The following is a 25,163-nucleotide window of genomic DNA, read 5'->3' on the forward strand; positions in this document are numbered from 1 at the left end:
ATCAAAGGTCAAAGGTCAAAGGTCAAAGGTCAAAGGTCAAAGGTCAAAGGTAGCATACTAACCTAACCCCATGACTCAATTGATTTCATTAATCCTGATAACATTTTGGAGAGCTGCTTTGTCTCTTCAATCCAAAGTTCAGATGTTTTTATGTCAATTTCGTCAATTTTAACTGCAATATAAATTTGAGAACGTAGTTCACCGCAACTACCTTTTGAGTATGATAGAAAACGCGCATAATCTTTAGAGGTTTTCCTCTCATACCCCTCAGCAATATTTGATGAAATAGATAAAGCTGAACGTGTTATTTGATCTTTCAGTCCAAACTCGGCGTTGTTTCCTAAAAGTTTGAACTATCTTGCCAGCCTGTGATCAGATCATCTATATCCTACTAGCCCGTGCAACAACAATGAGCAAAATCACAAACTGGTCTCACTATAATCAAGCCCTCGTTAACCGCGGTAATATTCGCTTCTGGTTTGACGAAAAAGCAACGCGTCATTGGTATAACGAATGTACTCACGGTGGGCGTGGCCGCTCTAATCATTTCTCTGATCTTGCTATTGAAACTTGCTTAACACTCAAAGCTGTCTTTGGCTTGTCGTTCAGGGCACTACAAGGGTTCACACAATCGGTATTATCTTTGATGAAGCTTCCGCTTGAAGCCCCAACCTACAGTTGTCTGTGTAAGCGCAGTGCTGAGTTGAATATTAAATTTCGCAGTAAAGTCCGCACCACTGGATTTGTAGATATTGTAGTTGATAGCACAGGACTTAAGGTGTTTGGCGAAGGTGAATGGCATGCACAGAAGCACCACGTAAAGGCAAGAAAAAAGTGGCGAAAACTGCACCTTGCGGTGGATGCCAACACGCATGATATTGTGGGGGCGCAAATGACGCTCAGTAACGTCACCGACGGCGAGACCCTCCAAGATTTGATAAGACCATTACGCCGGCGTATAGATAGAGTGAGCGCTGATGGTGCTTATGATAGCCGCCGCTGCTATGCAGAAATTACTGAAAAAGGCGCGATACCTGCTATCCCGCCGAGAGAGAATGCACGGCTGTGGACTGATAAGCATCCACGCAATGAGGCTGTCATGTTGTGCAATAAGTTAGGAATCGCACAATGGAAAAAGCTCAGTGGATATCATGTGCGCTCATTAGCAGAAACAGCGATGTACCGTTTTAAACAGTTGATGGGGGCTAAGCTAAATGCGCGTGATTACAATCGCCAGCTGGTTGAAGCGATGATCAAAGTGAAGGCGCTAAATAAGATCAACACCCTTGGTCTGCCTAAATATCAGTAAGTTAAGTGAGTTTGTTAGAGAGCTGTATTTGATCAACAAGGCCTCCAAACTCTTTACTTGCTTTAAAGTGTTTATAAATATCACATGCTAAGTCAGCAGATCGCTGCCATACAGCTAAATCTTCAAATTGCATAAAATCTCTTTTACCTAGCTTAAGCCTTTTAACTTTAGAGTATTATTTTTGCCTATAACTTTTCCATTTATAGCCTGAACTCGTGTCACTTTTATCTTTTATCTTTTATCTTTTATCTTTTATCTTTTATCTTTTATCTTTTATCTTTTATCTTTTATCTTTCATCTATTTAACCCTATCCCCACTACCACTGCCAGTCACTGTCATGAGTATATATTTAAAATAATTGCTTAAATTTAGAGTATCAATCATTTCACGATCTGTTTTTGCTAATAACTCTGGGGTAGACATATCAATTTCGTTCACTTGTGCAAGGCCTGTAATACCTGGGCGCACTGCAAAAACATTTTTAGCATCACGTGCTGCTATTAGCTCTTGTTGGTTAAATAAACCAGGGCGCGGGCCAACCAAACTCATTTCGCCTTTTAATACATTCCATAATTGCGGTAGCTCGTCTAACTTTGTTTTACGTAAAAAACCACCAAAAGGCGTGATAGATGCGGTACTTGCTAAGTGGCTTGCAACCGATGCAGTATCAACCTTCATGGTTCTAAACTTAACTAAAGTAAAAGGCTTTTTATTTCGGCCAACACGCTCTTGAGTAAAAATAGGTGAGCCAGTATCAAACAAGCCAATAATATATAAAATAACCAAAAATGGCAGGGCCCGAATTCAGATAATAAGTGCACCACTCATGGTTAAACGGTGAGAAGAGATCAACTGCCTGTTGGTGGTACTCTGTAATCGCCAAAAAACAAGAGTAGATACCATGAGTTACAAGCAGTTGATCGAAGGGCAAAGATACCAGATTGAGGCCTACTTACGCGAGGGTTTTAGCTATCGAGAGATAGGGAAAAGGCTAAAAGTGAGCCACAGCACTATAAGTCGTGAAGTTAGGCGCAATAGTACTCGAAGTCATTACTTGCCTGAGGTTGCACATTCAAAGGCATGTAAACGAAAACATCTAGCTGCCAAGTATTCCATGCCAGCACTTACAATTGCGTTCGTTGAGTTTGGATTGGAGCAAAAATGGAGCCCTGAGCAGGTTGCGGGTGTAAGCAAAATTATCGGGCATCCTGTGAGTCATGAATGGATTTATGGCTATATTCAAAAAGATAAATTGAGTGGTGGCAAGCTATACAAACACCTGCGACAAGGGCACAGACGTTATCGTAAAGGCAGCCGAAGCAAACGTGTCATCATCCCAAATCGTGTTGGCATTGAACATAGACCTGCGATTGTTGACACTAAGACACGATTTGGTGATTGGGAAGCGGATACAGTACTTGGCAAGCATGGTACGGGAGCAATCGTTAGTTTAGTCGAGCGTACAAGTAAGTTTTACCTGATACGCAAAGTGCCAGCAAAAAGTGCAGCGCAAGTGAGCAGAGCAATGATAGGTATGCTGTGGCGCTATCGACGCCATGTTCATACGATAACCGCAGACAACGGGAGTGAGTTTTGTGAACATGAGCATGTTTCAGACAAGCTAAAAACCGACATCTACTTTGCTAACCCCTACTCATCATGGGAAAGAGGGTTAAATGAGAACTTTAATGGCTTGTTGCGTCAATATATTCGCAAAGGCACTGATTTACGAACGGTGACAGATAAGCAAATTGCGCACATAGAAAAGGCGCTCAATGCGAGGCCGAGAAAATGTCTAGGGTTTAGGCAACCAGCGGTAATATTCGATGAATTACGCAAAGCAGCCTAATTTAGCGAGTGGTGCACTTCGGACTTGAATTCGCGAATAGAGCGCCATTAAAAAAATGTTGGTATAAATCCAACCCCTGAAACAAACCGGCCAACATAACGATAACTATAATTTGAACATTGTTAGCTTCTACATCACTAATAACCAAAAATATTAATACAAGAGTTAAAACTAGAAGGTAAGATAATAGTCTAAAAACTAACGTACTACGTATGAATAATGCGATACGCCTGATATTGCTTGAGTTATTAAAAGTTATATAGCCCCCCCCCATTGAGATACCGCCACAGGCAAAGCCGTTAATGTCACAGCCAGAGAAAACACCCCAAACTGCTCAGCACCTAAATACCTAGCAACTAAAATTGATGTTATTAGCCCCCCACCCAATATTATGATTTTTTCAAGACAAAACCATGCTACATTCTTTAATTTACCCAATTTTTATTACCTTATACTATGAAATATTTAGCATGTTATTTATATTCATAGTTGTAATACCCATAAGCATTACTGGCTTTTTTAAGTATGCCGTTAAATACCACGCCTTTTACATCAATACCATTTTGTTCAAAGCGATTACGAGTAAGTTCTAACTCACGTACATGGTTTTGGCCAAAACGTGTTACTAGCAAGGTGCTGCCAGCATGGGCACTTACTATTGCAGGGTCTGTCACTGCTAAAATAGGCGGTGTATCTATAATTACTAGGTCGTAATGCTCTTTAATGGTGTCTACCAGCTTTGAAAAGCGCTCATGCATTAATAGTTCAGACGGGTTAGGTGGTACTTGGCCGCGAGTAATTAAATGTAGGTTTGGTACTTTGGTTTGTTTAATTACATTTTTAAGCTCTAATCTGCCCGATAAAAAGTCACTTAAGCCGTTTTCCCATTTTTCGTTAAAAGCTTTTTGTAAGTAACCTTTACGCATGTCAGCATCAATTATCAGTACCTTTTTATCACTTTGTGCCAATACGGTTGCTAGGTTAACCGATATAAATGATTTACCCACACCTGGGCTTGGGCCAGATATCGCAATTACGTTGTTTTTTGCCTCCATCATAGCAAAATGTAAGCTGGTGCGTAGGCTACGCAGTGCTTCTATTGCTAAGTCAGCAGGGTTTTCAACCGCCAATATCGTATTTGCTTGGGTCGCTTTTTTATTTTTTAATTTACCAAACGATACCAACTTATCTTGATGTTCAGAATACGGTACGCTTGCATAAACAGGTAAACCCATTGCTTCTATTTCGCTTGGGTCTTCAATCCCTTTATGTAGCGCTTTTTGCACTAATACAATTGCCACTGCAAGCATACCACCCAGCATTGTAGCCATAACCACTATTAGCGCTTTTTTAGGTTTAACCGGTTTTGATGTGTTTACCTCTGCGTGGTCAATAATACGTACGTTACCTACGGTACCTGCACGCACAATATCGAGCTCTTGGGTTTTAGCCAGTAGCATGGTGTATATCTGGTTGCTTACCTCTACATCCCGCGTTAAACGTAATAACTCTTGTTGGGTAGACGGCAAGTTAGTTACTTCGCCGGTTAAGTCATCCTTTTGCTTTTGAACCGCTTTAATTTGCTCTAATATACCTTGGTAAGCAGGGTGGCCTTTTTTAAACTTACGACTAAGCTCTAAGCGTTGTAACTCTAACTCTTGTAATTTAGTTTCTAGCTGTACAATTTGATCAAGCACACCCTGTGTTTCAAGCGTTATGTTTACTGATTGCTGTTTAATTTGGTAATCGTTAAAGCGCTTTTCAGCAAATTCAAGTTGCTTTTTAACCTCGGGTAGTTGTACCTCTAAAAACTCAAGTGACTTTTGTGCTTCAGCACTGTTACGCTCAACGTTGCGGCGTACATAAATGCTCGCAACTTGCTCAAGTACCTTTTCGGCGTATTTAAAATCTGTATCTTGCAAGGTTAAGTTAATAATGCCCGAGTCTTTACCTTTTTCGCTGGCTCCAATGGCTGCTTGTAAATCTAAAATGGTATTTAATCGGTCACGCTTGGTAATAATAAACTCAGTACCCGGGCGCGCATTTAAGCTACGCACTGTTAACTCAATAATACCGTTAGTAAGCTCTTGCCCTACTTGCCCTGTTAATACTGTTTCGCCAGCTTCGTTTAACAATACCAATTGGTTATTTTGCTGCGCGACAATTACAAAGCCAGTACCAATATTAAAGTTTGGTACATCAAACCTAAACACATCGATACTCTCACCGCCCCATGCGTAAGAGCTTGCACCAAAGCTCGGCTCTGCCAGTTCACCCGGTAAGCTTGGTTTAAAGCTTCTGTAGGCTCGGTTACCAATTAGCGGGAATAGTTTTGGTTCAACTACTGTATCTAGGTTTAGTTTGTCGACCGCTTCACCAATAACAGAGCGTGATTTTAATAGCTCGATTTCGGTTACCGCGGCCGAGGTACTTTCGAACATGCCGCTCATGTCATCAAAGCCAGGTACCGTAGCGCTATTGTCTTCTACCTGTATCATGGCGGTTGCTTGGTAAACAGGTGCTGCATACATAGCATAAATAACACCTAGCACCATAAACACGCCGGTGATGGCCATAATAAATAATTTACGGTCGAGTAAAGCCCCCAATAGGGCCATTAGGTCTATTTCTTGCGACTCTTGCTGACTACTCTGAGTTGTTCGGTTGCTGTTATTAAGCGATGAAGGCTGAGCATTCATTAATGCAGTTTCCTTATAAATACTTTTGCCAAGCGCTACATGCGCTGTCTATTAGCTCATAAACATGGGTAAATGCTTCTAAGCTTTGACGATATGGGTCGGGGATCTCGGCGTCGTTTAACCATTTGCCTAACAAAAACGTTTTACCTCTTGCTTGAGGGTAACGCGTGCATAAGTCAGTTAGATGACGTTGTTCCATCACTAAAATAACGCTGTTGTTCTGTACTAATGCTGAATTAATTTGTTGGCCACGGTGCTCTGCCATGTTAATGCCATGCTGCTCAGCAATTTGCTGAGCAGTAGCATCGGCTGGTTTACCTTCTAATGCAGTTAAACCAGCTGAAGTAACAGTAATCCCTTTGTTTTGTAACTTACTTTTAAGTACATACTCTGCAGTTGGGCTTCGGCAAATGTTGCCAGCACACACTACTAATACTGAGTCAAACATACTTATCCTTAGTTTGTATTGGCTACGTCATTAATTCTGTCAACTGTTGAAATTGACGGTAATAATAAACTGATTACGCGGTTCCAGCGTGCAAGTGGTGCAGCAGTCACATAAACAATATCGTGCGGTTTAAGTTCAAATTGCTCCGCTAACACCAGTGCTGCCACATTTTTGGCGTGTAATTGATATACATCTGCAATTACGCCATCCTTAGCTAAATCGCGCTTACGTAATACAAAAATACCGTTTGCATCGGCAGTTGCTTCTCTAATACCACCCGTGTCGCTTAATGCTTGTGCTAAATTTAAGCCATAACGGTCAATATCTACGGTGCCAGCTTTAATAACATCGCCTAATACATACACTTGGTGTTTATCGTTACGGCTAACATGCACAATATCGCCATGTTTTAATAAACGGTTTTGTGAAATATCACCATGGCTGTAAAAGTCATCTAAGCGGATAATTTCTGTTTTATTGCCTGATGTATAGGTTACTTCACGCCAGTCAGCACGGTCAGTTATACCGCCGGCATTATTTAAAACATCAATTATTGTGAGTGGTATTTCGGTAATTGGGTATACACCAGGGTTTTCTACTTCACCTGTTACATAGGTTTTTTGGCTTCTAAAACCAACTATTTTTATATCAACTTGTGGGTTTTCTATTACACGGCTTAAGCGCTTTACTAAGTCTGCGCGAACTTCAGCCACAGTTCTACCTGCAGCTGGTATTTTAGGAGCATAGGCATAAGTGATTGTGCCATCTTCAGCGACACGAAAACCATCAAACTCTGCCGTACGTTGTACAGCCGCAGGAATCGTAAGCTCTGGATGATCCCATACACCAATTGTAAGTACGTCACCTACCCCTAAACGATATTGGTAATCAGATGTATCAATACCTTTTCGGTTTGTAGTATTAACCTTTTTAACTTCGCGTTTTTGAATATTAATCAAAGAAGAATCAATAACTTGAATGTTTACTTTTTCTAGATCTTTTTCTAAGTTTTCTACTTGAGCACCTGAATCAATGCCTTCGTAATGACTACCCGGTATGATCGTACATGCACTTACAGAGAGGAGAGATAAAGTTGCTGCAAAGAGCTTAAATTTGAACGCCATTCTTCTTCCTAAAAGATTATTATATAAGTTTTACACTTACTTATTTTAAAGCTGATCAATTAAAGCATGACGGCTTGTTATACGCAAGTTAACAAGGCCCTGAATCAAGGCTAAACAGACCTATTCATATACAAAAGCATAACCGCGCTAATAGCTAAAAAATTGTCAATAACATCGCATTTTAAGCGCATTAAAAAGTAAGGCTTTTACAATTTCTATGGAGTTCTTTTTTGAAGTAATTAAAGTCGAAGGCATATCTGACTTGTTTATTCGTAATTTAGCAACTTTACATTACTATCCATTTACATTGGAACATCCTTAAGTAGGAGGGCATTATACAGGCGGCTCGCGATATTTCAAGCTTGGTTTTGTTTCTAAAGGAGGTTTTAAAATGGGTTGGTAAAAAAGCTTGTTAGCATAAACCTTTACGCTAACAAGCAGCCAGGATCTTACCATAAGAAAAGAAAGGCTCTTACTCTTTTAGGGTAACTCTCTTACTTAGTAAATAAACCCTCAATGATACGTTCGCACGCTTTTCCATCACCGTATGGGTTATGTGCAAAGCTCATTTGTGTATATGTTTCTTTATTATCAATTAGCTCACTAACCGCTGCTATAATTTTTTCGCTGTCTGTGCCTACTAATTTAACTGTGCCTGCAGCTACTGCTTCTGGGCGTTCTGTAGTATCACGCATTACTAACACTGGCTTACCTAAGCTTGGTGCTTCTTCTTGCACGCCACCCGAGTCTGTTAAAATTAAGTATGCTTGGTTCATTAAAAACACAAATGGCAAGTAGTCTTGTGGGTCGATAAGTTTTACATTGCTTTTATCTGCAAGCAAACGCTTAACTGGCTCTTGTACATTTGGGTTTAAATGCACTGGGTACACAAAATTATAATCAGGGTACTTTGATGCTAACGACGAAATTGATTGGCAAATTCGCTCAAAGCCGCCACCAAAGCTTTCGCGGCGATGGCCTGTAATAAGTACATAAGGTTTATCAAGAATATCTGCAAATTTTTCGGTTAATTGTTGTTGCACATCTACTTTTGGCAGTACGTTATTTTTAACTTGCAGTAATGCATCTATTACCGTGTTACCCGTTACAAAAATAGTGTTTTGTGGTACATGTTCACGTAATAAATTGTCGGCAGAAGCTTGTGTAGGAGCAAAATGTTTTGCTGTTAATACGCCCGTTAATGTGCGGTTTGCTTCTTCTGGCCATGGGCTATACAAATTACCTGTACGTAAACCGGCTTCTACATGACCTACTTTAATTTGCTTGTAAAACGCGGCCATTGACGCTGCAAATGTCGTGGTTGTATCGCCATGAACAAGCACCCAGTCAGGTTTAAACTCATCAAGCACATCACGTAGGCCAAGTAAGATCTTACTCGTAATATCGTATAAATCTTGCCCTGCTTTCATTATGTTTAAGTCATAATCTGGCGTTATTTGAAAAAGATCCAGTACTTGGTCAAGCATTTCTCGGTGCTGTGCTGTAACACACACTTTAGCTTCAATTCTTGCATCGTTTTCGAGCGCAAGAACTAACGGCGCCATTTTTATTGCTTCGGGGCGAGTACCAAATACGGTTAAAACTTTCATCTATTATCCTAAACACAAAAGCCTGCCAAAAATGGTAGGCTTACTAAATCTACTTATTGAGTTAAAAAATTCCGCGGCTATCAACAACCACTTTTCTGGCTACTTGCTCTGCAGGTATGGCCTTAAATTCTTTATGATCAACCAACACTGCTAGTGTATTACTGCGCTCAAGCGCTTCTTCAATTGAAACCAATTTAACGCCTAACGCTGCTAGAGCTTCTGGTAGCTCGTTGATATTTGGTTCAACAACTAGCACTTCTGCTTCATTGTTTTGAGCTAGCATCTTGGTAATATCGAGTGCAGGGCTCTCGCGTAAATCATCAATATCAGCTTTAAATGCAATACCTAAACACGCTATCACTGGCTTTTTAAATTGATCGGCTGCATTGGTTATTTGCTTTAAAACATAATGAGGCTTTGCGTCATTAACTTCACGAGCCTGACGTATTAACTTTGCAGTTTCTGGCGCAGAACTAACAATAAACCATGGATCAACAGCAATGCAGTGACCACCCACACCAGGGCCTGGGTTTAAAATGTTTACTCGCGGATGACGATTTGCAAGCTTTATAAGCTCCCAAACATTAATATCTAACTTATTGCATATCATTGATAGTTCGTTTGCAAACGCAATGTTTACATCACGAAATGAGTTTTCTGTTAGCTTTGCCATCTCTGCTGTTCTGGCGTTTGTTAGTAAACATTCACCCACAACAAATGTTTTATACAAGGCAACCGCTTTTTTCGAGCACTCTTCCGACATACCGCCTATAACGCGATCATTCTCAACAAGTTCACGCAAAACGTGACCTGGCAATACACGCTCAGGGCAATGTGCAATGTTTATATCTGCTTCGTTGCCAGCGGTTTGTGGAAAAGTTAGGTCTGGGCGTGCTTCGGCTAACCAGTTTGCAAGCTCTTCTGTTGCTCCAACAGGCGAAGTTGACTCTAAAATAACTAAATTGCCTTTTTCGAGTACTGGCGCTATTGCTTTTGCTGCAGCTTCTATGTAGCTCAAATCTGCTTGGTAGTCTTCTTTAAAAGGGGTTGGAACAGCTACCATAAATGCTTCTGCTTTTTCTGGCTTTGTTACTGCCTTTAAGTTACCGGCTTTAACTGCGCTGCGTACCACCATATCAAGGTCTGGTTCAACAATATGTACGTTCCCTGCATTAATTGTATCTACAGCATGTTGGCTTACATCAACCCCAATAACATTAATTCCGCGTGATGCAATAACAGCTGCAGTTGGTAAGCCTATGTAACCAAGCCCAACGACTGATACAGTTTTAAATAACATTTAAACCCCTAATTTAAATTAACTTTTGTAAAAACCCAGCCCTGGGCAACTTTAAACTTTTTTTGTAAGGTAGTAATAAAAATACTTAATTAAGTTACTTTGCCTCAATATCCTTGTTGGCTGGCTTAATAATCTGTAGAGCCACTCTAAGTTCACGGCTCTAAAAGCGGCAGGTGCTCGTTTTACATTTTCGGTAAACACGTCATAAGTGCCACCTACTCCCATAAAAAAGGTAGTTGGGCACGACTTCTGACACTCAAAAATAAATAACTCTTGACGAGGCGACCCTAGAGCAACACTTACAAGCTTAGCTCCTGAGCTAGCTATTTCTTCAATAACTTGCTGCTCTTCGCTAGCAGAAAAATAACCGTTTCGATAACCAACAACATTTACGCCTTGCGCTAGCAATTTATTGCGAGCTTCAAGCACCACAGACTCTTTCGCGCCTAATAAAAATACTGGCACATTATTCTCTGCAGAACGTAACATTAAACGCTCCCAAAGCTCACAACCTGGAATGCGCGCCACAGGCTGTTTTAATCGCTTTGACATTACATAAGACACACCAATACCGTCTGGGTATCTCAAAGTAGCTTGTTGCAATGTGCTCATAACCTGTTGATCAATATTCGCTGCCATTACCTTTTCAGGGTTTATTGCAACTGCAACACCTGGCTTTACGCCCTCAGGCACTAAAATTGAAGTATCAATAAGTTCATCAATTGATTGGTAGGCTAATACGTCAATCCCACCTACATTTACACTATTCATTATCAACTCTCAATTTAGCGTATATCTTTAAAACTTCCTCTGTTACAGAGGATAACTGGTATGGTGCGGCAGAGTTTATTGCACAGAGGCGCATTGTTAAATAGTCTTGCTCTGATAAGTCCAAAACTTGCTCTATTGCAGACGTTGCGTTAACACATACGTTTTCGTCATTTGGAATTAAAAAGCCATTTTCGCCATTAAGTACTTGCGCTGTGCTGCCGTCGGTCTGTGTCGCTATTACAGGTAACCCACACGCCATTGCTTCCGCCATTACCAAACCAAATGATTCATTATATGATAAATTAATCAACATGTAACTTTCGTTATAAATTGTAACCAGCTGTTGTGCACTGCAATACTCAAAATAACGAATGCTCACATTCTCGTTTTTAGCGAGACGCTCTAAAAACGAACTATCACCTGACCCTACTATCGCTACCGTTAACTTACGCTGAAAATTTTCTAAAATTGCTTCGAGCCTATCAATACCTTTGTTTTTATTTAAATTCCCTACAAAAACAAAATCGAACTGTTTTATTGCGGTTGTCTGTGGCTCATAAAATAGGTCATTCACACCCGCACTTAGCACACTTGCAGAAACAGGCTTAAAAAATCGCTGCTTTAATTTGTCACTCACAAAAATAAACTTATCAACAAAACCTGAGCTATACCGATAAACAGGTCCAGGTGTTGGATACAAATAAATATCGCTACCGTGGAAAGTAACAACGATTTTTGCTCGCCAATTTCGAAAAAGCTTATAAGCAATAGCTAATAAAACATTCGGAAAATAAAAATGAACATGAATGATATCGTACTTTTTAAATGAAAAAATATAGCTAAGTACAAAGCGCAAAAAGAACAAAGGATAACGCAATAACTTAGCAATACCCGACTTTTCTTCTTGATCTAAATAATAAAAGTCAACATAGCAATTACCCTGCTTTTTTAAGCTATCATATTGGTTATAAACAAACCGCCCTGAATTCGGCTTGTTTTTACTTGGCCCCATGTTCGATAAGAGTAATACACGAAAATCGCTCACTTCTTTTGTTTCTCCATACGCTTGAGCTTAACGCCATAGTTGGCACGCGACGGTATAAAGTGAAACATTAATCGGTATGTTAGCTGTATAAAAGGTATAAAAGCTGCTGGTGTCTGTGGGGAATAGCCCGACTCTACAACCTGACTCTTATACTTTGAAGCTGTTTTTGACCATATTTTCTTTAAATTACGATAAGACACCGCTCGTGAATAGTCTTGTTGAATAAATGAGTCAAATACTATTCGAGAGGCAAACGGTGAGACTATTGTAAAAAATTGTGCGGCTAATACATTGCTACCAAATACGGTATAGCGACCACCTCTACCATACACAAACTCATAGTAAGTCACTTTTTGATAATCATTTAATGCTAAGTTAGCAGTTTTAACTTTATAATCTTGCCACAGTATCTCAAATTCGCCGTTAGTCAGTTCTTTATAGCGTAACCGAAGTAACTTATGTGCGCTAAAGTTGATAAAACGATAAACAAATGGTACTAATTTTAATAGCTCACCTCGCTTTCCCTTAAAGTTAATGTAGGTGCCGCGCTGAAATAAATCACCTAAGTAACCGTCATAAAAAGTAGAGGCTTGGTTATAGTGCTGTGCAATGTAGTGATAATTGGTATACAAGCGATTAATAGGCTTTAATGTGGCAAACGCCATTTCGTCCAAAATTGCTTGTTCTTGTTCATGAAGCGGCTGCTCATTAAAATCAAAAGCATGGTAGTATTCAAAGTCTTGCTGGTAATGCCCTGCTATTTTGCGCTCTGGCGAACCTTCGGGTCCGTAAGTAAAACCATATTTATAAGTACCATTCGCTAATAAATAACGAGAATCAAGGCCACTACTTAAAGGTAAAATGCGAGTATCATAAGCCCAGAATTCAGTTAATGTATTTACATACTCTCCAAGGTCTTCTATTGCTTTGCCGTCATAAAATGTAAAGTAACTCTGCTCTGCTCCAGAAGTAATTGCCGCACCAGGTTGTAGGCGCTCAATTTCGTTATAAAGCGTGAAATTACCAAACAAATGCTGCTTTTTACCAAGAATGCTTTGCATATCATTATTTAATGTATGCTTGTCAGTAAGAAGTGCTTTAACACTTGGCGCAATACGAAGTTCACTCGCTAGTCTATCGATATAGTGAGTTGATAAACCTAGTGCATCCGTTAGCAAAGTAGTTTGCTCACCATTTTTCCAATAAATGACAAATACACCTGCCAAAATATCGTTTAATACGCTTGGTCCGTGTTCAACAATGTCTTTAGCAAGTAAAGCAAGCGGGTTTAACTTTTGTTTATAGATAAACCAACCTGAAGCAATAAATACTTGCTCTTGATATATCTCTATCGGCGGAGTCGACCAAGCATTGGTATCGTAAATCAAATAACCTTGGGCTATATTTTCAGGAAATTTATATAGCTTGCTATTGTCGGACATTGCAGCAAAAGAAGCCGGTAATGACTTTGGATCGCAATTTAAATACATGCCACGCATTTTATTTATCCTTATGACGCTGCATTTGTATTAACAGACGTACGTTGTTGACGTCGTTGTAGGTAGGCTTCAAGAGGCTTTTTACCAAACAACGTCCCAATCATTAATTTAACTATTACGCGTGGGTTTAATAACTTTAACTTTAAAGCATGGGTGTATTTTTTTATTGCCATCATTCGGTTACCGCTACGTAATTCAAAGTCTGCCAAACTTTCGAACTGTCTTGATAAGCCAGTATTTAAGCCAAGGTGAAGATACTCTGCCTCGTATTTATCTATAATTGCACGATGACCATTCGCTTTTGATACCGGGTTACATGAAATACCATCATCAGCAAGTTGGTACGTAATAAGTGCTTCGGCTAAGTGAATTGCAGGGTATTTTTTTGATAAACGTAGTAGTAAATCATAGTCTTGCATGCTTGGTAGACTGTTATCAAAGCCTTCAACATCGCGGATAGCATCCGTTGCAATTAATAAGACGGATGTGCAAATACCATAACCTTGATTTAGTAACGATTCGTATAAGTTATCGGCTCCAAGGCAGCCAAAGTACTTTTTCCAGCCTTGATACTCTAAATACATATCGGAATAACAAATAGCTGCATTGCTTTTCTCTAATGCGTCAATTTGTTGTTCAAGTTTAGTTTGTAGCCACAGATCATCATCATCTAAAAATGCTACATATTCGCCTTGTGCAAAATCAACACCGGTATTGCGCGCTTGGCAAGCTCCTTTGTTCGCACTATGGCGAATATATTTAATTCGCTGTTCATCAGCATATTGTTCCATTACAGCTTCGGTTTGGGCACGCGCATTGCTACTAGGATCATTATCATCAACAATCACTATTTCCCAGTTCTCATAGCTTTGAGCCTGTACACTTGCGATTGCTTTAGGTAATGCATGCGCACGTTTGTACGTTGGTATGATGACAGTAATTAATTTATTCATTTTAAAAGCCTAGGTAATATATCGCGCTTACTTATTTCGATAACCATCGTAATAAGTAATATCTGTTTCGCTATAGTGCTTAAAGGTTAAGAAGTAATCTAACCCTTTGTTTTCTATCGGATGTCTATGTATTTCATCTTGATAAAAAAAGTTACTTTCATTAATCAGGAGCACATAAGAAAATGCGGCCATATGAAAAGCGATAACTAAAAATAAAAAGGTGCCTGTTATTATTTTGGGTGTTATGTACTGAAATGCTAACAACATTAAAGGGGCATACAAAAGATACAACGGCAATAAAATGCGATGTAACTCATCACCTATAAAAAACAGCGCAATAAAGCTGAGCAATGTCAAAAAGCTCATCATATTAAATAATCGAATATACGTTGGGCTTGTTGTTTTTATATAGCCAGGTAATGCGATAATCGTGACGAAAATAAAAAACAACAAAGAAGGTAGTTTTGAAAAACTAGGTTCAAAAACTAAACGCGTTAAAATTTTATTAATCATGTAATGATTAATAACAGAACCTACCCCTTTAATTGCTAACACCCCAAAAATTGCTGCAAAAACAAACCCTAAGATCAACAAGATTAATTGTTCAATGTTCCAACGTCGATTTAAATGCTTACTAAAAATAAGCAAAGGGAGTAGTAAAAAGCTTGTTGAAAAGTGCATTAAACTTCCTAAGAAAAAAATGGCTATGCCATGTTTCTTATTCGTTTGTGAGTACCAAATTCCATAGAGTAAAATTGGCACAGCCATACACGCTCTGATCAAGTGCCACTGACTTTGAAAGAACTTATAAAAAAATACAATCATTAAAAAGCACAGAAGTGGGCTAGGATTATCAACTAACTTACAAAATTTCCAAATTAACAGATAGGTAACCGCTAGCGTTGTAAAGTAGTAAAGGAATGAGTGATTATTAGTTAGGCTCGCTACAACCCAGCTATATAAAGCAAACAAGAAATCTGCATGCTTTGCATACAGTAATGAGGTGGGTAACATACTAGAAAAGCTGCTATAACGCTCATAAGCCATTAAGTAAGAGGGCATATCATCTGCTCCCCCCCAAAGATAGCCTATATGACGCGAAGCGATCAGCACAGATAACGAGAACACAACAAAAAAGACGATTGCACTATCAAGCTTGGTTTTTTGTACTGCAAAGGCGTAAATAAATACGCCTGCAACCCAAGCTAAAAATGGCAAAAATAACCAGCCTGCAAGCAACAGGCAGCCAGTGATTAATAGCTTGGTATTTACTACTTGCTGTTGTTGTTCAGCAAAGCAGAGAGAGTCGTCAGCGTTCAAGTTATAACCTTATCACTTTGGCTTAATCACCTTTGTGCTGACGATTATTAATACGAACAAAATGTAGCAATAAGATGCTTACACAAACAAAGAACCCTGAAAAAATAGCACCAAGAATACAAATAACCGCTCTGTTAGGAGATGACTTTCGTTCTTCAATGATAGGGCTTTCAATAATCTTGAACGCAAAATCCTTACGAACCTCGGCAAGTAACATTGCTTTGGTTTGCTCTTCTACAATTGTGTAGAATACGTTTTGCATTTCGGCTACGTTGGTTTTTGATAGCTGTTCGTTTAAGTACTTTATGCTTTCTTTTTTCTCAGCTATTTCACGCTCTCTAACCGATTTGTTAATCAATGCAACGATATTTTCTACATACTGCTTAGAAATGCGAGGATCGATATGCTCAAATGAAATTTTAACTAAACCATTTACTTTGTCTTGTTGTACAGAAAGCTTTTTAAGTAGTCTCTCGTATGTTTCGAACATTGAAGGTTCTAGACTTTCTTTTGTCTCTTCGTCTACTTTCCATTTTCCGTCGCTATAAAGCGCAGGATCGATTACCAGCTGCTGAGAATCTCTATTCCATTCTTTTACAGCGAATAAATTCACTTTTACGTTATTTTGCTCAATAAATTTATATAGAAAGTCTTTTGATTTGATGATCTCTAAATACACAGCAGTGTCGTCACCAGCACCACCTAAATTGATACCTGCAACACTTGCTAAGCTACCCAACTGCCCTAGTGATGCTAAGGCACCACTTTCTTGCTGCTTTTGCGGCGCTAACAGTACCGTCGACTTATACATATTTGGCAAGGTTAACGAGTAGGCTAAAATTGCTGCACTAAAAACGATTGATAAAAATATGATTAACCACTTTTTGTTCCAAAGTACTAACCAAAGCTCAATCAGATCAAAGGGCTTTTGTGAACTTACGTTCTGATTTACAGTGCCTGTCATTGCGCTTTCCCTGCTGCCAATTTTAATAAATACTGACCATAACTTGTTTTACTTAAAGCTTGCCCTTGCTCTATTAAAGACTCTTTAGTGATCCACCCCTGCTTATAAGCAATTTCTTGCAGACAGGCTATTTTGAAGCCTTGGCGCTTTTCAACTGTTTGTACAAAGAGCGACGCCTCCATCAGACTATCGTGCGTGCCTGTGTCTAGCCATGCAAAGCCTCGCCCTAGCACTTCAACTTTAAGGCGGTTTTCGTCTAAATATGCTTGGTTAATTGCTGTAATTTCTAACTCACCACGAGCTGAAGGAGTGACCTTTTTGGCTTTTTCAATCACGGAGTTATCGTAAAAATACAATCCTGTTACTGCATAGTTAGATTTGGGCTCTAACGGTTTTTCTTCAATTGAAATACCATTAAAGTTTTCATCTACTTCAACAACCCCAAACCTTTCAGGGTCGTTTACTTGATATGCAAAAATACATGCTTCTTGGTCAAGTTTTGCATGGGCTTTTAACTTTGGTGAAAAGTTAGAACCATAAAAAATATTATCACCCAAAATGAGGCAAACGTTATCGTCGCCAATAAATTCTTCACCAATAATGAAAGCTTGTGCTAGGCCTTCAGGTTTTGGCTGTACCTCGTAGCTCAAATTGATACCAAAACGGCTGCCATCACCTAATAGAGTTTTAAACTGCGCTTGATCTTGAGGTGTAGTAATGATGAGTATATCTTTAATTTCAGCAAGCATTAGCACCGATAATGGATAGTAAATCATCGGTTTATCGTAAATCGGTAATATTTGCTTAGAAACACCTTGAGTTATCGGGTGCAAGCGTGAACCACTACCACCGGCAAGTATGATGCCTTTTGTTTTGCGTAATGATGAATTGTCATTGTTCATTTGTGAATTACTCATTTCCATACTTCATTTAATGGTCAGTTCTGAGCGCTTAGGTATACTTACTTTACACTCAACTTTCTTTATCGAAACGTTCTATTTAGGCTGCAAAAGCTAGCAATTATTCTTCGGCTGCACCTAGTCGCTCACGTTGATATGAGCCATCCTGAACATTTTGGCACCAATCTAGATTGTCTAAATACCATTGCACTGTTTTTCGAATACCAGACTCAAACGTTTCTTGAGGTGTCCAATTTAGTTGGTCAGCAATTTTAACTGCATCGATTGCATAACGACGGTCATGGCCAGGACGGTCTGTAACATAGGTGATTAGTGAAGCATACCCTTCTGCTAAATCTTTATTTGGTGCTAACTCATCTAACAAACTACAAATAGTTTTTACTACTTCAAGGTTTGTTTTTTCGTTATGTCCACCAATGTTGTATGTTTCACCTACTTTACCTTCACTCGCAACGGTGTATAAAGCACGCGCGTGATCTTCAACAAATAGCCAATCTCTAATTTGTGACCCATCACCGTAAATAGGTAATGCCTTGCCTTCTAACGCATTTAAAATGACTAGTGGGATCAGCTTTTCAGGAAAATGAAACGGGCCATAGTTATTCGAGCAGTTGGTAACAACGACAGGTAAACCATAAGTGCGGTGCCACGCTCTCACTAAATGATCAGAGCTTGCTTTACTGGCAGAATAAGGGCTACTAGGCGCATACGATGTTTGCTCTGTAAATAAAGGCAAACTTGAGCTATTTTCGACATCATCTGGATGAGGTAAATCACCATAAACTTCATCTGTCGAAATATGGTGAAATCTAAAGGTTTGTTGCTTATTGGTATCTAAGCTTGCCCAATAACCTCGTGCTGCGTCAAGTAGGGTATATGTACCAACAATATTTGTTTGAATAAATTGGCCAGGCCCATCAATTGAACGATCAACATGCGATTCTGCAGCTAGGTGCATTATAATATCAGGCTGATATGATTGGAAAAGTGAGTCGACAGTTGCACGATCACAAATGTCACCTTGAATGAAGGTATAACGTTCGTTATTTTCTACGCTTTTAAGTGACTGTAAATTTCCAGCATATGTGAGCTTATCTAGGTTTATAACTTTATGCGCTGTTTCGTTTATTAAAAAACGTACCACGGCACTTCCAATAAACCCTGCACCACCTGTTACTATAATCGTTTTCATCCACACCCTTTTTAACTAAATTAATTAGCTTTTCAACAGCAGCGAATTATCGCAAATATACAGCCTATTTGCTATAACCTGCCGATTTTTTGCCGCTTTCTAACTGTTCTAAATACAATTCTAACGTTAATAAACTGCCTATTTTTTCAGGGCGAATTGAGTCGTCCATTGCAAAGAACTTGGATAGAATTTTATTAACTTGGTCATTGCCAATTAATGTTGCTACTCGGCTATTTGGCATACATAACATATCTGTAAGATACTGCTTAAATTGCGTTTCTCTGAGCCAAGTGTCGTAGGCTACATAGTGTCGCTTAGGGGCAATTGAGCGATATAGCTTGCGTGCCACTCTTTCAAACAAAGAACCTTTTATTAGCTTTACTAATTGTTGCTTAACTGGATTTACCTTTGGCTCAGCTTGATTTTCGGTCAATGAAATTGGTTTTCCTGTTTGTTGCCAAGGGATCGCTGCAAAATATTCAGGATAATAACGTAACAACATTGCGTGGTATAACTTACCATTACGTCTAAAGCTTTCTGGTAGAGAATAAAGAAACTCAACCAAATCGTTATCCATAAACGGTTTAAGGTTATGTAACTGATGACTCAATAAATCACTTCCAGCGCCAATAAAGCGTACTCCGCGATTATAGATAAGCACTGGATCATCATTTTCATGTGTAAAGTAGTCATGATCAATGTTTGCATGTTGAACATGCTTAGTGTAGCGAGTTGCAATTCTTTTCTGCTTTGAGATTGTTGCTTGCGACTCAGGGAATAAATAGCTCCCGCCAAAAGTCACATCACCTAAATAACCATTGAGTAAATAATTAGACTCTTGCGCAATCAACTCTACAGAGCTAAGTGCATGCATGTGTAAAATATTCTTTAAGCCATCAGTCAACCAAACACCACGTTCTCTGCCAGAGAACCAATTGCTTTGATCAATTGCAACCAACTGGTTAGATACCCCTGCGAAATCTGCCACTTGTTTGGCTATAACGGCGTCATCACAGCTTGGTTCACCAAAGGTAAATGTTTTAATTTCGCCTTTATAATGCTGCTTGGCTCCTGCTAGTAAAACTCTAGAGTCAAGGCCTCCGCTTAGCGTGATCGCTAATTTAGGCTGTTTTACCACACTCATACATCGAGCCATACTAGCATCAAAAAGCTGATAAGATTTATCAACAGCCTCATCAAACGAGATGTCATTTAGTGGTTTAATCTCTGACCATTGCCAATAGAGTTGCTGCTGATAGTGTTCTGCTTGGGTATTAATAGTGACTAATGTTGCCGCTGGCACACGTCGTATATTCTTAAATAAAGTTTGCTCACCAAGCATGTGCCCTACATCAACATAGGTATCTAAAGCCGACTGATCGATCTCTTGTGTGTAGTCTGGGTGCAGTAGTATGGCTTTTGGCTCACTTGCAAACCCTTTTATACGATCACCTTCAACCCATAGGTAAAGTGGTTTAATACCGAAGCGATCTGTTGCCAAATGAAGTGCTTGTGTTTGTTTATCATATACCGAAAAAACAAAGTAACCATTTAAACCATGACAAAACTCAAGTAGGTTATCAATTAGGTACTGCTCGCAAAGATTCTGTAGCGTATCTTCAGTTTTACAGTCATTGCCATTGATTGAAAAGATATCGCCCCAAATTGTGACGTGCAAACGATCATCGCTATATTCGTAGCACGCTATATGCTCAACATTTTTAAGCATGTGCTGATAGTGCTGCGAAACAAAATAACTATGTTTATCGCCTGCTACATTCGCAAAGCAATCATGATCTTCTGCTACTTGGTCTGGGCTAATAAAACCGATCATACCGGGCATACTAAGAACCTCGAATAAAACTGTAAAACTTGAGTAGTTGCGGTGTAATTGCGATTAAGTAACCTACACAAATAAGCACAAACAAATATACTGGAGCTAATATTAATAATGGCTGTATAAGTAATAACAACAAGGCTGCTATCGCAAAAAATGCTATGCATGCTGGCCCGAGTGCGGCAGCAAACTGGAAAAAAGACAAACCACTAATAGGCTTAATAAGAAGTTTCCAGTGCAGTAAAAATAATAAAACCTGTAACGCAACCAGCGCTTGCACCATTACCGTAATACCTTCATTAATTGAAAGTACGATAACTAAGGGACGCACAATTGTTACAGCAATATTCCACCAAAAACCACGCTTTACTTCACCACTAGCACGCAACAGCACACCGATAGGGTTCATCATAGATATGATAAGCATATATAAGCCAAGCCAACGAAGAAGCTCAGCATGTTCCAGCCACTCATTTCCATAAGCCATTCCTAAAATAAACTCAGGGAATAGAGCAACTAAAGAGTACAAAGGTATATTGATTAAGCTAAGTAGCCTAATCACCATGCCATATAAAATAGCTAAGCTATGCGTTTCTTTATGCTTAACAATAAGCGGGAAGGCCACTTTATTTACCACTGGATTAATCAATTGTAATGCAGGTCTAAATACAAGGGCTTTAACGTAAGCATAAATACCAAGAACTTCTGGCCCTAGTAATTTACCGATCAGCAACTGATCAAGCTGGGCACTTATAAAGTTTACGAAGCTCTCACCTGTTTGATATAGACCATACTTAATTGGTGCGATAATGCTGTTTAAACTTAACTTGCTAAACCCAGGCCTTAAAAGGGGGAAACCAACTAAAAAGCAAGCACTTAAAAGCAAAGCATTCAGTATTTGAGAAAACACAACTGACTCTAATCTAAGATCAACTATTAACAATATGATTAATGCTATAAAACTTACAACGCTGGCGAATACTTCAATTTTGGCAATACTATTAAAATGCATTTTTTGCTGTAACAAAGCTAATTGTTGCTGCCCTAAACTGCGAATAAAAAACACCGGAGACAAATAACATAACAACAAAGAGAGCTGTGGCATGTTGAAGAAAGATGCAGTGGGAACTGCCATCACAAGCACTAACAAAGAAATAACGATACCTAAAATTACATTGACTAGGTATAACTGGTTGAGTTGTGATTTTTCTAACTGTTTATGAAATATCAAGGCGTTGGAAATACCTGCATCGCCAAATATTTGAGCAAATCCTACCACCAACTGTATAATTGCCAGTACACCGAGCTCTGCTGGTGTTAAAAACCTAGCAAGTACAATTAGCTGCGCTAACTGAAGGCCACCTTTAATAAGTGTGGCAGAGGCAGTCCAAGATACGCCAGATACAGCATCACGTGCGACACTCATACTAATTTATCCATGGAGCTGCTCTAACATATTGCGCCATTTAGGTGCTAATGCTTGCTCAGTAAAATGTTGGTTCATCAAGTCAGGGTTACGGTTATTATCTTTGCTAATTAAATTATTTAGCTCTGAATAACTCATGCTGGCTACTTCATCAGTTTTGTAAATTTCAAAGCCAAGCTCAGTTAAGTAGTTATAACTAGATGTGTCTGAAAGCAAAAACATCGGTTTACCCATTAATAACATGGCATATGCAACATATAACCCTTGTTGACGATGTTGAGCGAACACCGTTAAATGCACATCATTTAGTAATTTATCGTAGTCTTGCTTGTTAAGCATTTCAGTGATCGCAATAAATTTATCACCAAATAGTGTCGTTGCATGTTTAACCACTTCATCAATGTAACTTTGCTCACCACCATAATTAAGTGGCATGATAATTTCGATATTTTCATTGGCCAAATGAGCAAGCTTGTTTAAAGCGTCAATATGGTTATTACTCGCTGATGCCGAATTACCTACGAGTATTTTAAGTGGTTTTTCAGACGTTAATTGCTCGCGGTCTTGTTCAACTTTCATCCCGATGAGTGGATATGGCAGCACTTTAACATTTCGCTTAAATAATACGCGTTGAGCAAGTGACGCATCTCCTTTATTTAAAGCAAATACTTGCTTATATCGGTTAATCACTAATGCATGTAAAACATGGACGACACGTTCTTTTATTGTGCGCTTCGGCCTTGTATGACGATAGAGCTCAGCCCCCCAAAGTACACAACTACAGCGTTTTGTGACCGAACTAAGCAAGATTTTTTTCCAAACATGCATGTCAAAAGAGCCGTGAAATACTATTTGATCTTTCTCGGTCGTCTTACCAAGCAAAGCAAAAAGCTCTGCATTATTCTTATAATTTACAAAGTTTGGAATCGATTCGGGTGTTTTAACCCAAAACAATTGTTCAGCGTCTGGTCTACATTGTTGTTCAAAAAATTGTTGCATCGGTTTATAGTGATGCGGCGTATCAGCAAATATATGGATTATACGTTTTGTCATATCGATTATTTAGTTTGGTAGGCTGCTAGGAAAGATTTTTCATGCGCAAGTAAGCCATCTTCTCGCGCTTTAATATATTTTGCAGGCTGACCTGCGTAAATCCCCCAAGCAGCTAAAGAACGATTCACCATAGTTAATGCGCCAACAGCAACGCCTTGCTCTAACGTAACCCCTGGGAAAATAACACTGCCACTTCCAACAATTACATGCTTAGCTAGTGTTACAGGGGCATGTTCAACGTTAGTAAACTCACGATCAATAGTCGGGTTAGTTAAAAAAGCCCCTGAATAATCATCACTGCTTGAGTAGATAGCAACCCTTGAAGAAATATTACAAAAATCGTCTAATTGAATATGCCCAGTGCCAATAAGGCAGCTGTATACAGCTAGATGAATATGACTTCCTAGTGTAATACCGCCCTCTCCTGCTGAAAGAACACAAAAATCATCGATACGGACGTTGTCGCCTATAGAGATTCTTGAAGCACCGTAAATAGACGCTTTTTTTGATATTTTTACGTTCTCACCGAGTTTTGAAAGACCCAGGCTGAGTAATTCATCTCGCGTATAAATTGCCATCTAGCTTCCTATTAAATGGGTGTATATTGACAACTGCTTTCAAGTGCTGAAATTAAACTACTACAAATCTGTTCAACGCCTTCTAATGTCAAATCAGTAAACATAGGTAAACATAAAATTCGTAAACTTAACTCATTACCATGTGGCGTGCTGCCCTGCATTCCATACGCAGGAACTGTAGACAAGCTTGGATAAAAGTAACGTCTTGTTTGAATACCTTGTTTGAGCAACTTAGCCTGTACTTGTAACAATTGTTGTTCACTTTTAAATACAACAGGCATATATGCTCCATTATTATTACCTTTGGAGTGCCACGTTTGCAAACTCAACAAACCTTGATTGAGAGGTCTCGATAAGCACTTTTGATAATGTCCGATTAGTTCGCACCTTTTTCGGGTTATAAAAGGCAAATACTCTAGTAAGCATAATCCCATAGCGGCATGCATTTCGCTCATCTTGGCATTGATACCCACTAATTCAGGATAAAAGTCAGAATTAAAGCCAAAGTTTATTAACTGTTTAGCTTTTAAATAATCAGATTCATGCTTAAAGATTATGGCACCGCCTTCTACACTATGGAATAACTTTGTAGCATGTAAGCTTAACGTTGCTACATCTCCATGTTCAAGCACTGTATTCCCGCTGATATTGCTCGCAAAAGCATGAGCAGCATCATATATAACTTTTAAGTCATATTCTTTTGCCTTTCTATCTATCACCTCTACATCACATGGATTGCCAAAGACATGAACACCGACTATTGCACTTGCCTCAGATAATTGTTCAGCCGTTGCTTTATTTAAATCTAAATTATAAGTTTCTGGATCTATATCGACGAATTCTGGTTCTATACAAGCGAATTTTAACGCGCTAGCAGTTGCTGCAAATGTGAATGGTGTTGTTATTGCTTTCCCTTTGATATTTAGCGCAGCAAAAGCGACTTGTAAAGCAAGTGTACCATTGGCAACTAGTAATAAATGCTTTACACCAAAATAGCTAGCTAATTGACGTTCAAACTCTTGTAAACACCGGCCATTATTTGTTAACCAGCAGCGCTCAAATATACCATCAATGTGCGCTTTGTACGCGTCGATTGAAGGCAAAAACGGTTTTACTATTGGATACTTCACTCATCATGCTCACAAAACAAAAACAGTGTCGAAGTGTAGCAAACAACGATTACAGGGGCTAGCGGAGAAAGGAACTTTTGATTGAACAATAATTAGTAAAGGTTACATAAAAAAAGCGAGCCAGGGGGCTCGCTT

23 protein-coding genes and 1 pseudogene are annotated in these 25,163 nt (G+C 39.1%); 2 read left to right on the forward strand and 22 right to left on the reverse strand.

Features of this window, described 5'->3' with window-relative positions:
- Window positions 1-62: 62 nt before the first annotated feature.
- Window positions 63-335, reverse strand: a pseudogene (locus J8Z25_RS14470) (four helix bundle protein); the annotation flags it as partial.
- 74 nt (window positions 336-409) lie between these two features.
- Here J8Z25_RS14470 and J8Z25_RS14475 point away from each other — a divergent pair.
- Window positions 410-1,309 carry an IS5 family transposase gene (locus tag J8Z25_RS14475; protein ID WP_250661049.1) on the forward strand — a complete coding sequence of 300 codons (900 nt, stop codon included), beginning with the start codon at window positions 410-412 and terminating at the stop codon, window positions 1,307-1,309.
- 1 nt (window position 1,310) lies between these two features.
- On the opposite strand, the gene J8Z25_RS20810 is transcribed toward J8Z25_RS14475, so the two are convergent.
- Together J8Z25_RS20810 and J8Z25_RS14480 are read right to left on the reverse strand one after the other, a co-directional pair.
- Window positions 1,311-1,442, reverse strand: a complete 132-nt coding sequence (locus J8Z25_RS20810) for a four helix bundle protein (RefSeq protein ID WP_284693402.1) — start codon at window positions 1,440-1,442, stop codon at window positions 1,311-1,313.
- 165 nt (window positions 1,443-1,607) lie between these two features.
- Window positions 1,608-2,105, reverse strand: coding sequence for a sugar transferase (locus J8Z25_RS14480; protein WP_250662038.1), 498 nt, complete (start codon window positions 2,103-2,105; stop codon window positions 1,608-1,610).
- 106 nt (window positions 2,106-2,211) lie between these two features.
- On the opposite strand from J8Z25_RS14480, the gene J8Z25_RS14485 reads away from it, so the two are divergent.
- On the forward strand, window positions 2,212-3,159 hold the full coding sequence (locus J8Z25_RS14485; RefSeq protein ID WP_074989424.1) for an IS30 family transposase: 948 nt from the start codon (window positions 2,212-2,214) through the stop codon (window positions 3,157-3,159).
- A 255-nt stretch (window positions 3,160-3,414) separates the two neighbouring features.
- Here J8Z25_RS14485 and J8Z25_RS14490 read toward each other — a convergent pair whose 3' ends face one another.
- The 19 genes from J8Z25_RS14490 to J8Z25_RS14580 all read right to left on the reverse strand — a co-directional run bounded on the left by J8Z25_RS14490 (window position 3,415) and on the right by J8Z25_RS14580 (window position 25,028).
- Window positions 3,415-3,597 carry a hypothetical protein gene (locus J8Z25_RS14490; RefSeq protein ID WP_250661263.1) on the reverse strand — a complete coding sequence of 61 codons (183 nt, stop codon included), beginning with the start codon at window positions 3,595-3,597 and terminating at the stop codon, window positions 3,415-3,417.
- 35 nt (window positions 3,598-3,632) lie between these two features.
- Window positions 3,633-5,858 (reverse strand): polysaccharide biosynthesis tyrosine autokinase, encoded by a 2,226-nt coding sequence (locus J8Z25_RS14495; protein WP_250661264.1) that lies wholly within the window; start codon window positions 5,856-5,858, stop codon window positions 3,633-3,635.
- A gap of 13 nt (window positions 5,859-5,871) precedes the next feature.
- Window positions 5,872-6,306, reverse strand: coding sequence for a low molecular weight protein-tyrosine-phosphatase (locus J8Z25_RS14500; RefSeq protein WP_130050477.1), 435 nt, complete (start codon window positions 6,304-6,306; stop codon window positions 5,872-5,874).
- 8 nt (window positions 6,307-6,314) lie between these two features.
- Complete coding sequence (locus tag J8Z25_RS14505) at window positions 6,315-7,430, reverse strand: polysaccharide export protein (RefSeq protein ID WP_250661265.1); 1,116 nt, start codon at window positions 7,428-7,430, stop codon at window positions 6,315-6,317.
- A gap of 494 nt (window positions 7,431-7,924) precedes the next feature.
- Entirely contained in the window at window positions 7,925-9,040 is a 1,116-nt protein-coding gene (gene wecB, locus J8Z25_RS14510) for a non-hydrolyzing UDP-N-acetylglucosamine 2-epimerase (protein WP_250661266.1), read from the reverse strand.
- A 61-nt stretch (window positions 9,041-9,101) separates the two neighbouring features.
- Window positions 9,102-10,340 carry a UDP-N-acetyl-D-mannosamine dehydrogenase gene (gene wecC / locus J8Z25_RS14515; RefSeq protein WP_250661267.1) on the reverse strand — a complete coding sequence of 413 codons (1,239 nt, stop codon included), beginning with the start codon at window positions 10,338-10,340 and terminating at the stop codon, window positions 9,102-9,104.
- A gap of 51 nt (window positions 10,341-10,391) precedes the next feature.
- Complete coding sequence (locus tag J8Z25_RS14520; protein ID WP_250661268.1) at window positions 10,392-11,111, reverse strand: WecB/TagA/CpsF family glycosyltransferase; 720 nt, start codon at window positions 11,109-11,111, stop codon at window positions 10,392-10,394.
- On the reverse strand, window positions 11,104-12,156 hold the full coding sequence (locus J8Z25_RS14525; RefSeq protein ID WP_250661269.1) for a glycosyltransferase family 4 protein: 1,053 nt from the start codon (window positions 12,154-12,156) through the stop codon (window positions 11,104-11,106). The genes J8Z25_RS14520 and J8Z25_RS14525 overlap by 8 nt, the downstream gene beginning before the upstream one ends.
- On the reverse strand, window positions 12,153-13,655 hold the full coding sequence (locus J8Z25_RS14530) for a hypothetical protein (RefSeq protein ID WP_250661270.1): 1,503 nt from the start codon (window positions 13,653-13,655) through the stop codon (window positions 12,153-12,155). Before J8Z25_RS14530 ends, J8Z25_RS14525 begins: the two co-directional genes overlap by 4 nt.
- Window positions 13,656-13,666: 11 nt before the next feature.
- Window positions 13,667-14,608: a glycosyltransferase family 2 protein gene (locus J8Z25_RS14535; RefSeq protein WP_250661271.1), complete on the reverse strand. Its 942-nt coding sequence runs from the start codon at window positions 14,606-14,608 to the stop codon at window positions 13,667-13,669.
- Window positions 14,609-14,635: 27 nt separating this feature from the next.
- Window positions 14,636-15,928, reverse strand: coding sequence for an EpsG family protein (locus tag J8Z25_RS14540; RefSeq protein ID WP_178926276.1), 1,293 nt, complete (start codon window positions 15,926-15,928; stop codon window positions 14,636-14,638).
- 22 nt (window positions 15,929-15,950) lie between these two features.
- A complete protein-coding gene (locus J8Z25_RS14545) occupies window positions 15,951-16,892 on the reverse strand; it encodes a Wzz/FepE/Etk N-terminal domain-containing protein (RefSeq protein WP_130050468.1) in 942 nt (313 codons plus the stop codon).
- A complete protein-coding gene (rfbA, locus tag J8Z25_RS14550) occupies window positions 16,889-17,809 on the reverse strand; it encodes a glucose-1-phosphate thymidylyltransferase RfbA (RefSeq protein ID WP_233786764.1) in 921 nt (306 codons plus the stop codon). Before rfbA ends, J8Z25_RS14545 begins: the two co-directional genes overlap by 4 nt.
- Window positions 17,810-17,912: 103 nt before the next feature.
- Window positions 17,913-19,004 carry a dTDP-glucose 4,6-dehydratase gene (rfbB, locus tag J8Z25_RS14555; protein ID WP_250661272.1) on the reverse strand — a complete coding sequence of 364 codons (1,092 nt, stop codon included), beginning with the start codon at window positions 19,002-19,004 and terminating at the stop codon, window positions 17,913-17,915.
- Window positions 19,005-19,068: 64 nt separating this feature from the next.
- Window positions 19,069-20,847 (reverse strand): asparagine synthetase B family protein, encoded by a 1,779-nt coding sequence (locus tag J8Z25_RS14560; protein ID WP_250661273.1) that lies wholly within the window; start codon window positions 20,845-20,847, stop codon window positions 19,069-19,071.
- A 1-nt stretch (window position 20,848) separates the two neighbouring features.
- A complete protein-coding gene (locus J8Z25_RS14565; protein ID WP_250661274.1) occupies window positions 20,849-22,267 on the reverse strand; it encodes an MOP flippase family protein in 1,419 nt (472 codons plus the stop codon).
- 6 nt (window positions 22,268-22,273) lie between these two features.
- Window positions 22,274-23,320, reverse strand: a complete 1,047-nt coding sequence (locus J8Z25_RS14570) for a TDP-N-acetylfucosamine:lipid II N-acetylfucosaminyltransferase family protein (RefSeq protein WP_250661275.1) — start codon at window positions 23,318-23,320, stop codon at window positions 22,274-22,276.
- Window positions 23,321-23,325: 5 nt separating this feature from the next.
- Window positions 23,326-23,898, reverse strand: coding sequence for an acyltransferase (locus tag J8Z25_RS14575; RefSeq protein ID WP_130050463.1), 573 nt, complete (start codon window positions 23,896-23,898; stop codon window positions 23,326-23,328).
- Between the two features lie 11 nt (window positions 23,899-23,909).
- A complete protein-coding gene (locus tag J8Z25_RS14580) occupies window positions 23,910-25,028 on the reverse strand; it encodes a DegT/DnrJ/EryC1/StrS family aminotransferase (RefSeq protein WP_250661276.1) in 1,119 nt (372 codons plus the stop codon).
- Window positions 25,029-25,163 lie beyond the last annotated feature (135 nt).

The sequence above is a fragment of the Pseudoalteromonas sp. SCSIO 43101 genome, assembly GCF_023650775.1.
GTDB lineage: Bacteria > Pseudomonadota > Gammaproteobacteria > Enterobacterales > Alteromonadaceae > Pseudoalteromonas > Pseudoalteromonas apostichopi.

Coding starts and splice junctions, on each gene's coding strand:
- J8Z25_RS14485 (WP_074989424.1), top strand. CDS start 2,212: ATGAGTTACAAGCAGTTGATCGAAGGGCAAAGATACCAGATTGAGGCC.
- wecB (WP_250661266.1), bottom strand. CDS start 9,040: ATGAAAGTTTTAACCGTATTTGGTACTCGCCCCGAAGCAATAAAAATG.
- J8Z25_RS14565 (WP_250661274.1), bottom strand. CDS start 22,267: ATGAGTGTCGCACGTGATGCTGTATCTGGCGTATCTTGGACTGCCTCT.
- wecC (WP_250661267.1), bottom strand. CDS start 10,340: ATGTTATTTAAAACTGTATCAGTCGTTGGGCTTGGTTACATAGGCTTA.
- rfbA (WP_233786764.1), bottom strand. CDS start 17,809: ATGAGTAATTCACAAATGAACAATGACAATTCATCATTACGCAAAACA.
- J8Z25_RS14545 (WP_130050468.1), bottom strand. CDS start 16,892: ATGACAGGCACTGTAAATCAGAACGTAAGTTCACAAAAGCCCTTTGAT.
- J8Z25_RS14520 (WP_250661268.1), bottom strand. CDS start 11,111: ATGAATAGTGTAAATGTAGGTGGGATTGACGTATTAGCCTACCAATCA.
- J8Z25_RS14505 (WP_250661265.1), bottom strand. CDS start 7,430: ATGGCGTTCAAATTTAAGCTCTTTGCAGCAACTTTATCTCTCCTCTCT.
- J8Z25_RS14500 (WP_130050477.1), bottom strand. CDS start 6,306: ATGTTTGACTCAGTATTAGTAGTGTGTGCTGGCAACATTTGCCGAAGC.
- J8Z25_RS20810 (WP_284693402.1), bottom strand. CDS start 1,442: ATGCAATTTGAAGATTTAGCTGTATGGCAGCGATCTGCTGACTTAGCA.
- J8Z25_RS14575 (WP_130050463.1), bottom strand. CDS start 23,898: ATGGCAATTTATACGCGAGATGAATTACTCAGCCTGGGTCTTTCAAAA.
- J8Z25_RS14475 (WP_250661049.1), top strand. CDS start 410: ATGAGCAAAATCACAAACTGGTCTCACTATAATCAAGCCCTCGTTAAC.
- rfbB (WP_250661272.1), bottom strand. CDS start 19,004: ATGAAAACGATTATAGTAACAGGTGGTGCAGGGTTTATTGGAAGTGCC.
- J8Z25_RS14570 (WP_250661275.1), bottom strand. CDS start 23,320: ATGACAAAACGTATAATCCATATATTTGCTGATACGCCGCATCACTAT.
- J8Z25_RS14535 (WP_250661271.1), bottom strand. CDS start 14,608: ATGAATAAATTAATTACTGTCATCATACCAACGTACAAACGTGCGCAT.
- J8Z25_RS14560 (WP_250661273.1), bottom strand. CDS start 20,847: ATGCCCGGTATGATCGGTTTTATTAGCCCAGACCAAGTAGCAGAAGAT.
- J8Z25_RS14495 (WP_250661264.1), bottom strand. CDS start 5,858: ATGAATGCTCAGCCTTCATCGCTTAATAACAGCAACCGAACAACTCAG.
- J8Z25_RS14530 (WP_250661270.1), bottom strand. CDS start 13,655: ATGCGTGGCATGTATTTAAATTGCGATCCAAAGTCATTACCGGCTTCT.